This is a genomic window from Brachyspira sp. G79 (genome assembly GCF_002379365.1).
Lineage (GTDB): Bacteria > Spirochaetota > Brachyspiria > Brachyspirales > Brachyspiraceae > Brachyspira.
This window is the reverse complement of the sequence record NZ_JQIU01000008.1, coordinates 1,119,857-1,131,986: the sequence shown is the minus strand read 5'-3', so window position 1 is coordinate 1,131,986 and position 12,130 is coordinate 1,119,857. Positions and strand designations below refer to the sequence as shown.

At 26.9% G+C, this 12,130-nt stretch carries 10 protein-coding genes and 2 pseudogenes; 6 read left to right on the top strand and 6 right to left on the bottom strand.

Annotated elements, in window-relative coordinates; all coding sequences use genetic code 11:
- From KQ44_RS06385 to KQ44_RS06370, 4 genes and pseudogenes are all read right to left on the bottom strand, one after another.
- Positions 1–800 (bottom strand): annotated as a pseudogene (locus KQ44_RS06385) (hypothetical protein); the annotation flags it as partial.
- A gap of 336 nt (positions 801–1,136) precedes the next feature.
- On the bottom strand, positions 1,137–2,555 hold the full coding sequence (locus tag KQ44_RS06380; protein ID WP_096736715.1) for a hypothetical protein: 1,419 nt from the start codon (positions 2,553–2,555) through the stop codon (positions 1,137–1,139).
- Positions 2,556–3,019: 464 nt separating this feature from the next.
- Positions 3,020–4,333 carry a hypothetical protein gene (locus KQ44_RS06375; RefSeq protein WP_096736714.1) on the bottom strand — a complete coding sequence of 438 codons (1,314 nt, stop codon included), beginning with the start codon at positions 4,331–4,333 and terminating at the stop codon, positions 3,020–3,022.
- Positions 4,334–4,564: 231 nt separating this feature from the next.
- On the bottom strand, positions 4,565–5,017 hold the full coding sequence (locus KQ44_RS06370; protein WP_096736713.1) for a hypothetical protein: 453 nt from the start codon (positions 5,015–5,017) through the stop codon (positions 4,565–4,567).
- 578 nt (positions 5,018–5,595) lie between these two features.
- Here KQ44_RS06370 and dapF point away from each other — a divergent pair.
- Positions 5,596–6,435: a diaminopimelate epimerase gene (gene dapF, locus KQ44_RS06365; protein ID WP_096736712.1), complete on the top strand. Its 840-nt coding sequence runs from the start codon at positions 5,596–5,598 to the stop codon at positions 6,433–6,435.
- 140 nt (positions 6,436–6,575) lie between these two features.
- On the top strand, positions 6,576–7,136 hold the full coding sequence (locus KQ44_RS06360) for a lytic transglycosylase domain-containing protein (protein ID WP_096736711.1): 561 nt from the start codon (positions 6,576–6,578) through the stop codon (positions 7,134–7,136).
- Between the two features lie 50 nt (positions 7,137–7,186).
- Here KQ44_RS06360 and flgG read toward each other — a convergent pair whose 3' ends face one another.
- The gene (flgG, locus tag KQ44_RS06355; RefSeq protein WP_008726144.1) at positions 7,187–7,981 is read right to left on the bottom strand and encodes a flagellar basal-body rod protein FlgG; all 795 of its coding nucleotides are present in this window, start codon (positions 7,979–7,981) and stop codon (positions 7,187–7,189) included.
- Positions 7,982–8,352: 371 nt separating this feature from the next.
- Between flgG and KQ44_RS06350 the strand changes: the two genes are divergently transcribed.
- From KQ44_RS06350 to KQ44_RS06335, 4 genes are all read left to right on the top strand, one after another.
- The gene (locus KQ44_RS06350; RefSeq protein ID WP_096736710.1) at positions 8,353–9,003 is read left to right on the top strand and encodes an amino acid ABC transporter permease; all 651 of its coding nucleotides are present in this window, start codon (positions 8,353–8,355) and stop codon (positions 9,001–9,003) included.
- Positions 8,987–9,769, top strand: coding sequence for an amino acid ABC transporter ATP-binding protein (locus KQ44_RS06345; protein ID WP_096736709.1), 783 nt, complete (start codon positions 8,987–8,989; stop codon positions 9,767–9,769). The genes KQ44_RS06350 and KQ44_RS06345 overlap by 17 nt, the downstream gene beginning before the upstream one ends.
- Before the next feature lie 274 nt (positions 9,770–10,043).
- Positions 10,044–10,865: an amino acid ABC transporter substrate-binding protein gene (locus tag KQ44_RS06340; protein ID WP_096736708.1), complete on the top strand. Its 822-nt coding sequence runs from the start codon at positions 10,044–10,046 to the stop codon at positions 10,863–10,865.
- A gap of 44 nt (positions 10,866–10,909) precedes the next feature.
- Positions 10,910–11,764 carry an amino acid ABC transporter substrate-binding protein gene (locus tag KQ44_RS06335; RefSeq protein WP_096736707.1) on the top strand — a complete coding sequence of 285 codons (855 nt, stop codon included), beginning with the start codon at positions 10,910–10,912 and terminating at the stop codon, positions 11,762–11,764.
- Between the two features lie 73 nt (positions 11,765–11,837).
- Here KQ44_RS06335 and KQ44_RS06330 read toward each other — a convergent pair.
- Positions 11,838–12,130, bottom strand: a pseudogene (locus KQ44_RS06330) (leucine-rich repeat domain-containing protein); the annotation flags it as partial.

Here is a 12,130-nt window from a genome sequence, read left to right as displayed (position 1 = left end):
CTTTAATTTTATCTTTTAAAAACTCATCTGAAAACTCCATAACTCCATTAATAGAATAATTTTATTTTTTCTTTTCCATTTATAAAAAGATAATCAAAATTAAATATATTGCCATAGAATATTCTCTCAGAACTATATAAACTACTTCTGTAATTATCCAAACCAAATATTTCTGAATTGTGTAATCTTATTATTTCTGCTTCATCTTCTCTTATAATTTCAAAAGTTCCTTCTATTTTTACAGGCTCTCTTAAAGTTTTTTTTATATTATCGCCAACATAGTCAACAATACTGTCATAAGGCTTAAACTCAATAATATATTCAATTTGTGATTTTGATGTATCATCTAATTTTGTCTTGAATTTTATTTCAGCAAAAGTTTCTGCCTCATATACATAAGATATATTACCCTCTGATGAATGTTTATTAATTAAAATTGGATTATCTTTATAATAATAATTGTCAATTCCTATTCTTTCAGATGAAAAGTAAATATCATTTATAATAAAGCCATTATCATTATTTATATATACTCTTCCTATATATGGAAACACATTATCTCTATGTAAGTATAAATCATTATAATTATCATTTTTCTTGTGTTCATAGACATAAACATATATATTGTTAATTTTATCTTTAAGCATGAAAAAATTATTCTTATAAAATCTTATAGGTTTTTTCTTAGCATTATTTTTTGGTATATTAATAATTATTATTACAGCAGCTACTAAAATCACTACTGCTACAATAATTATTATGTCTTTATCAATAAATGATTTACCTATTAAATTTTTCATTGTTGTTATTATCCTATTATTGTTATGTTCACCTTTTATTATTACTAATAAAAATTGTTCGCTAATTGTATCTAGCAAATGACTCTACCTGCCTTTAGCGAATTTGCTAGATGCTCAAAATTTTTATATTTAGCTTTCTAATATTTTATTATGTTTGCATTTTATTGTTGCTAGCAATAAACTCACTAGCTGGCTTCGGCTCGCTTATTAATCGTCATATTCGTTCGCTACTAACTCGGCCTATAATAACCTATTTGCACTTGTTTAATTCTATATTAAACTTTTATATTTTAAATTATACGCCCCACATTATGTAAAAATCAATTATAAAAACAATTATTGCCTATCAAAAAAACTAAATAAAGAACTACTTCTATTTAAATAATTTTTTAAATCATTAGAAGAAATAAATATTTTATCGGCATTTTTTTCATTCGTATTTTCAAAATCATAATCCTCATCGCTAAGAATTAGATTTGTATATTCAGGCATTACTATGATTCCTGTATCTGTTAAAAGAAATATTAAATTATCTATATTGTCATAAAAATAGTCGCCAACTACATAATTAGATAATAACTCTTTACTATCAACAACTAAATCTTTTAGATAGGAACTTATACTTTTTTCTCCGTTCAATTCAAATATAAAAGAATGATTTTTTACTATAGCTTCATCGCTTCTTTCATCTGCTTCTACAGTTCTTTTATATATGCATATTAATTCATCATCATAGTATAATATATCAAAGCATCTAAAGTCTTTAAGTTTTTTATAATATATAATACCAATTTTATCAGCATAATAGGCTTTGTTTTGGTCATAATGATGGAATTTTTCTATAATAAGTTCTTTATTTTTTAATTCTTCTTCAAGATATCTTCCTTTTTCTTCTTTAAAATTTTCATCAAAATTATAGGCTCCGCTGACAGCTGAATTTATTCTTTCTTTGCCTCTAATAAAAGGATAATTGAAATTAAATAAATAATTAGTAAGCATTTTCCTTACTTCTTCCATACCAAGATAAGCTGAATATTTATCATCAGTAAAAGTGGTCTGTTCTACTGGAATATAAAACTCTCTTATTTCCATTTCAGGCTTTCTAATAACTTCAAAAACTCCCTCTACTCTTCCGCCTTCAATATCCATAGTATATTCAATTTCTGATGTTCTTTCATAATCGAATTCTTTTTTGAATTTGATTTTTAATAAAATTTCTCTATTGTTTTCTTTTGAACTCCAACCGCCAAATTTACGTGCTTCTTTCCATGAATTTTTATAAGGATCATCATATTTAAATTGCTTTTCTTCTAATCTTTCAAAATAAGCTATATCATAATCACGGTAAACATTAATTTGATTATTATTTAATTCATTAGTTTCACGAATCATTAATTTATTTTCGCTATTTATAAACATTTGACCTGTAAAAGAAGCAAAATATTCACGTGCGAAATTGTCAAATTTTGCTTTAACTACATACTTAATTTTACCGCGATGTTTTCTGTACCATTCATCATAATTATTATCTTTATATTTATAGCAATTAATATATATATTATTTACTCTATCTTTCAGCATGAAAAAACTTTTTTCATATACCAGTATTTTATTTTTAGCATACCATTTTTTTGCTTTCTTCTCAATTGTAAAAATTACAGCTAGAAAAATAGCAATTGCTCCAAACAAAATAGGCCAGAAATAGTCACTAATAAGAAAAAGTCTTAATGGTTCCAATATTCCAAATGATATCATAAATACTCCTATTGTTGCTATGTTCGCCTCAGCTTATACTAAGCTGCCAACTAAAGTTGTCAGCTGCTTCGGCTCACTTTTTAGTTGCTATGTTCCATTTTATTATTGCTAGCAATAAACTCTCTTAATATATATCTAAACAATTATAATTTGTTCAAATTAGTTTTTATATTTTTATTATTTTCGGGGACTAGCCCCCGAACCCCACTTCTTTTGTTGCCACAAAGAAGCAAAAAGTCTATATTTCAGGCTAAATTTAATAATTTATTCTACATATAAAACATAGTTAGTCTAATTTAGGATTATTTTTATACTTGCACTTCTTGTTTTTTCCCGTCGCACGCCTGCATACGGTACACAGAGTGAGGCGGCCAGCATCAAAGAACCATATGAAGTACACCTGCAGCGAAAGTGCAAGTATAAAATCAGTATTAAATCATACTAATAAAAAATATAAAAATTAATTATCTCCTATTAAAAAAGTTAAATAAATAATGTCTTTCATTCAAATAATTTTTTAAATGGTCTGTAGGGATAAATATTCTTTCTGCAATTTCTTCATATTCATCTTTATAGTCCTTAATAGCCAGATCAGGATATTCAGGCATTACTATAATTCCTGTATCTGTTAAAAGAAATATTACATTATCTATATTATTATAAAAATTATCAGTAAGTTCATAATTAGATAATAATTCCTTACTATCAACAACTAAATCTCTTAAATAAGAACTTATACTTCTTTCGCTTTCTAATTCAAATATAAGAGAATGATTTTTTAATATAATTTCTTTAGGTGCTTCTACTTCTACAGTTCTTTTGTATACGCATATTACTTCATCATCATAGTATAATATATCAAGGCATCTAAAATTACTAAGTTTATTATAATATGCAATACAAGTTTTATCATCAAGACAGAATTTATCTTCTAAAAGCTCATCTTTATGGTTCAATTTCTCTTCAAGCTCTTTTCCTTTTTCTTGTTTGAATTTTTCATCATAATTATAAGCTCCGCTAATAGCCTTATTTATTCTTTCTTTTCCTTTAATAAAAGGAAAATTGAAATTAAACAAATAATTAGTCATCATGTTATTCATATCAGACCAAGCTGTATCATAGGAATCTATCTGTTCAATTGGAAGAAAAAATTGTTTTATTTCTATTTCAGGCTTTCTAATAACTTCAAAAACTCCTTCTATTCTTTTATTTTCAATATCCATAGTATATTCAATTTTTGATGCTTTTTCATAATCTAATTCTTTTCTGAATGTTATTCTTGTCAATTTATCTCTTATCCCTTCTTTTGACTCAAATTTATCTCTCTTTCGTATAGCTGAATGATTTTGTTTGAAATATATTTCTTTAAAATATTTAACATCATAATCATGATAAACCATAATTTGATCTATGTATAATGGACTAGTTTCACGAATAATTAATTCATCGCTGTTATTTATAAATATTTGCCCTGAAAAAGAGTCAAAATATTCATGTGCCCATAAATCGAAATCTAATGAAGGAGATACATCTCTCAACTTACGGCAGGATGCCCCATATGAATAATAATGTTCATCATATTTAATTTTATAGCAATTAATATATATATTATTTATTTTATCTTTCAGCATAAATAATTCTTTTTCATTTAACCATATTTTATTTTTAGAATACCATTTCTTTAGCGACGGTAGAATTTTACCAATATTAAGATATAATACCAGAGGACCCAGAAATACAATAAAAACTAAAATACCTATGATAAGTTCAATATCCATAAATAACTCCTATTATTGTTATGCTCGCCTTGCCTATAATAAGCTAGCGAGTAAACTCACTAGCTGGCTTCGGCTCACTTATTTTTATTATACTCGCATTTTATTATTTTTTGTGATACGCGTATAAATCCATTATAAAAAAATAATAAAGTGAATAAAATTTTAAAATACGATTTTTTATACAACTAACTTATTGTATCTAATTATAATTTTATTCACTTAAGATATTTTTCAATATTTTTTTCCTAGTTTAGGCAAATTAATTGATTTAAGCTTTTGTGTGCCTTCATAAACAGACATTTCAAGTAATCCATTATTAAATTTAAACTCCATATGAGCATCATTTGTAGATATAGTTTTATAATGATTATCTGATACTTTTGATAACTCATCATTTCCTATAGCTCCTTTTACAGCTCTGTCGCTTTCTAGCACAACATCCACACACTTTTTTACGACTTCTATTGTAGATTCATCATTAGGATAATCAATTTCTAATCCATTATAACCTACAATTACATAAACCGATTTCATATATGTTTCATCTTGAGACATAAAATATTGCCCGTATAGGTCTTCAGGGATATTTGTGTTTTCTTCTGTTTTCTTAGAACATGAAATATTAATAAATAAAAAACTTGAAATTAATAAAAAGAATGAAAAATTTAAAATTCTACCCTTCATATCATATAACCTCCTATAGTATAGAATTATAAATACATTTTATAATTATGTCAATAAAAATTTGTTTTATATAAAAAATATTTGATGTTCTTTACTTGGTTTCATTAGAAACTATATTTACTTCTATAAGATATAGTATTAAATATTTCTATTATTATATATAAAACAAATAAGCAAATTTATAGTACACTTTGTAAGATATACTAAAACTTTTTAAGTTTGTCAATTTTTTATTTAACTTTTTTCCGCCACAAAAAGTTGCATAAAATGCAAGTCTAAAAATAATACTAAATAGTACTAATTATGTTTTATATTATAGATTGTTAAATTTGCCCTGAAATATAGCCTTTCGTGACCATTGGATGTGCCTGATTTTTATGGCACACCGAAGGCGGATAGCGTCACAAAAGAACTGGGGTGACTACCACAACAAAATTATAAAAAATTATTTTTTAAACAAGTATTATATGAAATAATAAATTTATTGTATACCAAAATGTAAAATACACAATTATAAAATATTTACTTAAATTTGATTATACTATAGAATATAATAAATTATTTAAGGTTTTTTTATTATGATATTGAATTTCACAAAAATGCATGGCATAGGAAATGATTATATTTATATAGATTGTTTCAAAGAAAAGTTTACAGTAGAAGATGCTATGAAATATTCTCCTATATTAAGTCATAGACATTATTCTATAGGTGCTGACGGAATTATACTGATAATGCCTTCTGATAGAGCAGATGTTCAAATGAGAATGTTTAATTATGATGGTTCTGAAAGTGAGATGTGCGGTAATGGTATAAGATGCGTTGCCAAATATGCTTATGATAAAAATATTAGTAAGAATAATCCTATGAAAATAGAAACTTTAAGAGGTATATTAGATGCAAAACTTTTTATAAAAGATAATGAGGTTGACAGTGTTGAAATAAATATGGACTCTCCTATACTTGAGGGCCTAAAGATACCTACTACTATAGATAAAGATGTGATAATAGATGAACCTATAACTTTTAATGGCAAAACATACTATTTTACCTGCGTTTCTATGGGAAATCCTCATACTGTTATATTTGTGGATGATGTTTCTAATATGAATATCGCCGATATAGGAAGCTATATTGAAAATAACCCTATATTTCCAAACAGGACTAATGTAGAGTTTGTAGAGGTTATAAATAGGGGCGAAGTTAGACAAAGAACTTGGGAGAGAGGAAGTGCTGAAACTTTAGCCTGCGGTACTGGTGCTTCTGCTGTATGTGTTGCAGGATTTATAAGCAAAAGAACAGATAATATTATACTTAATCATCTTTTAGGAGGAGATTTAATATTAAGATATGAAAATAACAGTGTATTTATGAAAGGTGAAGCAAGATACTGTTTTGAAGGCTATATTGAATTGTAAAAAATGTATAAAAATATTAAATATAATGTAAAAAAATTGCATTTTGTTATGACATTAAAAAAAAAATGTTAATTTTAAAGTATATACTAATTGCTTTTTAGCGTTTATATATAGCTTATCTTTTAAATAAGAGGGGGTGTATGAAAAGAACGGTTATAATATTGGCTTTATTTCTTTGTAATTTAAATTTGGAAACTCATAATTTTAATATTAATGATTATTCTTTTCCTTCTGATAATTGGGTTACTTTAATAAAAGATGTTTCAAATCATTATAATCAGGACTTTTGGTTTATAAAAGATGTTTTTGATGTTTGTGGTAATTATGATGTAGACCCTCTTTTAATGGTTGCTTTAATAAAAGTTGAAAGCAGCTTTATTCCTACAGCTTTATCCAAAAAGAATGCATATGGATATTGTCAAATAACTCCTATAGCTAATGAAGATGTTGATCCTTCATTAAACAGATATAATGCAAGAGATAATATTATACTTGGTGTAAGATTTATAGATAAACTATTAGATAGATTTGATGGTGATATAATAAAGTCTTTAAGATATTATAATGCAGGAAATAATTATAATGAATATGGAGAATCTTATGCTGAAAGTATAAGATATGAATACACTAATATGGTTAGTCTTTATGTAAAAGATGAAAGTTCATATGGAAATATATACAGAAAAGAGGTCTTTGAATAATATAATAATATCAAGACCTCTTATATGTAAATTACTAGTTATGTAAAAAATTATCTTTTTAAGTTTACAACAGTAGCAAGTAAGTTATCGCTTGTTTGTACTGCTTTAGAGTTCATCTCATATGCTCTTTGTGCTACAATCATATCAACCATTTCATCAACTACTTTAACATTTGACATTTCAACGAATCCCTGATGTATTCTAGGAAATCCGTTAGCACCTGGTTCGCCTTCAAAAGCAGGTCCGCTTGCTATAGTTTCTTTATACAAGTTATCGCCTATAGAAAGAAGTCCTGGCTGATTGATAAATCTATGAAGTGTAATTTGTCCTATTTCTACAGGATCATTTTCATCACCTATTTTTACAGATACAACACCTTCTCTTGATATGGATATTTGCTCTACCAAGAAGTTTTCTGGAAATACTATTTCTGGTACTAGTCTGTATCCGTTTGAAGTAACCATTTGACCGTTAGCATCAATTTTGAAAGATCCGTCTCTAGTATATGAAACACTGCCGTCTGGCATTAATACTTGAAAGAAACCTTCTCCTTCCAATGCCAAGTCAAGTTTATTTCCTGTTGCCTGTAGCGAACCTTGATCAAACATTTTTTGTGTAGAAGCACTTTTTACACCGAGTCCTGTTTGAAGTCCTACAGGTCTTACTGTATCTTCTGTAGCTGGTGTGCCTTGTATTTTTAAATTTTGATATATTAAATCTTCAAAATCAGCTCTTACTTTTTTATATCCTATAGTGTTAACATTGGCAAGGTTATTTGCGATAGTGTCAGTTTTAAATTGCATACCGTTCATACCGCTTGCTGCTGTCCATAAAGAACGTACCATATAATACACTCCCTAATTTTATAAATTTATTGATACTATATATTCGGTAATTACAAAAATTGCTTTATAGAATTTATATAAAAAATATTATGTTAAGTTGTACTTATGTAATTTTTTTATCAATTTCTATATTTTTTATAAATGTATTATCAACTTTTTGACGTACAAAAAAGTTGCTTACTACTCTATATATAATGGTATTTCCTTCGGTTGCCATAAAGTTATATAAATATATAAATTGTTTTTTAATAAACTATAATTGTTTAGCTATATACTGTAAATAATTCTTTATATATTTTTCTTATTGATATTTTTACAAATAGTATTATAATGACATTTCAATTAACTTTTTATATTTATTGGTTTTATTTATGGATTATGTAATATCTACTACTTTATACCTATTAAAAGGAACATATACTACTTTATGTCTTTACTTTGTAACGGCGGTAATTTCTCTTCCATTATCTATGCTTTTTGCAGCATTGCAGTTTAGTGCTCCAAAGTTTATAAGGTATATTTTTGATATATATGCTTGGATATTTAGAGGAACTCCTTTAATACTTCAGCTTATATTCTTTTATTACGGACTTCCTCTTATGACCAATAATATGATAGCTTTTCCAGCTTTTACATCAGCTGCGGTAACTTTTATACTTAATTATTCTGCTTATCTTATGGAGATATTCAGAGCTGGCATTGAAAGTATAGAGAAAGGTCAGTATGAGGCTGGTTTTGCTCTTAATTTAAGCTACAGACAGATTATGACTAGAATAATACTTCCTCAGGCTGTAAGAAGAGTACTTCCTCCGCTTTCTAATGAGGCTATTAACTTAATAAAAGATACTGCTTTGGTTATAGTATTGGGTATAGGAGATTTAATGCTTCATGCTAGACAAATACTTACAAGAGATTATAAATTACTTCCGTTTTTTATAGCAGCCATTATATACTTGCTTTTTACTTCTGTTTTGGTTCTTGTATTCAGACAATTGGAGAAGAAATATGTCATTAGAAACTAAAGAAACTAATTTGAAAGTTGTAAATATAAAAAAACATTATAAAGACACTCCAGCTATAAACGGAGTATCATTTACAGTTAATAAAGGCGATATACTTTCTATTATAGGACCTTCAGGAGCTGGCAAGAGTTCGCTTTTGAGAAATATTATACAGATAGAAGAACCAGACTATGGAGAGGTTTATATAGATAATGAAGTTTTATTTTGTAAGAGGGAAGGGGAGAAGGCATTGAATATTAATCATGTTGATTTTATGAAACGAAAGGAAAAAATAGGAATGATATTTCAGCATTTTAATCTATTTCCTCATAAAACTGCATTAGAAAATATAATAGAAGCTCCTATCATAGTAAAGAAGCAAAATAAATATGAAGCTATAGAGAATGCATTAAAACTTTTAGATAGCGTAGGACTTAAACATAAAAAAGACAGCTATCCTAATGAATTATCAGGAGGACAGAAACAAAGAGTTGCTATTGCCAGAGCTTTGGCTATGAAACCAGAAATACTTCTTTGTGATGAGCCTACATCGGCATTAGACCCAGAACTTATAGGTGAAGTTTTATCGGTATTAAAAGAGCTTGCAAAAGAAAAAATGACTATGATAGTTGTAAGTCATGAAATAAGTTTTGTAAGAGAACTTTCTACAAATATTGCTTTTATGGACGCTGGAAAAATTATAGCTATGGATACTTCGGATAATTTTTTTAATAATCAGAGTAATGATAGGATTAAAGAGTTTTTGAATAAAATATTTCATAAATAATATTTTTTCTGTAATTATTTTATTAGTTATTTTACTATAAATCAAAAATTGGAAATTAATTTTCAAATAAATGTTGACATTTTCTTAAATAGTATTACAATACACAGTAATGAAGTAGGTTATGGAGTTACTTATGAATAGTTATTATTTATACAATATTTCTTATACTCTTTTTTTATCATTTCATTTTACTACCAATCATTAAAGGCCTTTAATTATAAGCTGATTTTATAAGCTAATTAAAATATTATAAAAATTTCTTAAGGAGAAAACTATGAAACGTATTTTAACTTTTTTATTATTGGCTTCTTTTGCAGTTATTATAAGCTGTAATAATTCGGCAAGTACTAATAATGCATCATCAGAAGCAGTTGAGGATAACTCTCTTCAAAAGGTAAAAGATGCTGGAAAATTGGTATTAGGATTGGACGATACTTTTGCTCCAATGGGTTTTAGAGATGAAAACGGAGAAGTTGTAGGATTTGATATCGATTTAGCTAGAGAAGTTGCTTCAAGACTTGGTGTAACATTAGAGATAAAACCTATAGAATGGTCTAGTTCAATATTAAGTCTTAACAAAGGCGATGTTGATGTGCTTTGGAATGGTGTTACTATCAATGATGCTAGAAAACAGCAAATTAATTTTTCTAAACCTTATCTTAATAACAGACTTGTTATAGTAAAAGCTATTGATGATGCTACTATTAATTCTAAAGATGATTTAGCAGGAAAAGTATTGGGTGTTCAGGTTGGAAGTAATGATGAAGCATTAACTGCTGATCCTGCAAGTAAAAATGCTAAAGAAATACGCAGATATGATGTTAATGTAAATGCATTTTTGGATTTGCAGGCTAAAAGAATAGATGCTGTTATTATAGATGAAGTAGCTGCTCAGTACTATATATCAGAAAAGAAAGCACCTTTTGTTGTAGTGGATAATAGTCCTTTAACAGAAGAATTATACGGTGTTGGATTTAGAAAAAGTGATGAAAAACTTTTAGCAGAAGTTGACAGAATATTAGATGAAATGAAAGCTGACGGAAAGGCTGCTGAAATATCTCAGAAATGGTTTGCTAAAGATATAGTTTTGAAATAAAAATTATATCTTTGATATTTTATTTATTATGGAGAAAAATAAAAATGAAAAAAGCATCAGTTATTATATTGGCTTTATTTTTATTATTTACTGTTTCATGTTCTAAAGAAGATAATAAAAATCAGCCTTTAAATAATTTTGATATTGTTAAAGAAGATGAGATACAAGTTCAGGAAGAAGATAATTCTTTATCAAGAGTACAAAATGCTGGAAAATTGGTACTTGGTTTAGATGATACTTTTGCTCCAATGGGATTTGTAGGAGATAACGGCGAAATAGTTGGATTTGATATTGATTTAGCAAGAGAGGTTACTAAACGTATGGGAGTTCAGCTTGAAACTAAACCTATAGATTGGGGTAACTCTACAGCCATTTTAACTAATGGTGAAATAGATGTTCTTTGGAATGGGCTTAATATTAGCGATGAAAGAAAATTGCACATGAATTTTTCAAAGCCTTATTTGAATAATATGCTTATTATTGTTAAACATAATGGCGATGAGAGCATTAATTCAATAGATGATTTGGCTGGTAAAGTTGTAGGTGTTCAATATGGCGGTAATCATGAGCAAATAGCAAATCACCCTATAGTTTCACAGATAAAAGAATTGCGTCAGTATAATGGAAATATTGATGCACTTGCTGATTTGCAAAATGAGAGATTAAATGCTGTGATAATAGACGATGTGTTTGCTGAGTATTATATAGCTCAAAAAAATGCTCCTTTTACTATAGTATATAGCACTCCTTTTACAGATGGTTTATATGCTGTAGGAATCAAAAAATCTGATAAAAAACTTTTAGAGGAAATTGATAAGATATTAGATGAGATAAAAGCTGATGGAACTGCCTCTAATATATCAGTAAAATGGTTTAAAAAAGACTTAATTATAAAGTAGCCATAGATATTATTAATAATAAGACAAGGGTAAATACATACTCTTGTCTTATTTTTTATGAATAAAAAATATATTAGTTATTGTATATCATGCCATTTATATATAAATATTTTAGTTTTTTTAATTTATATATTTCACTAGGTAAAGATGATAAGTTTCCTTTTATATAGAGCTTTCTTAAATTTTCTAAATTATAAAAATCATTTTCTATAGTTATTAATGAATTGCTGCTGAAATAGAATTCTTCCAAAGTATTGATATTTCCTATATATTTACTTATAACTTTCAAATTATTATCTAGTAGCGATAAAATTTTTAATTTTGGAAGTTCTGTTATTGTTTTAGGAATAGATTTTATTTTGTTAT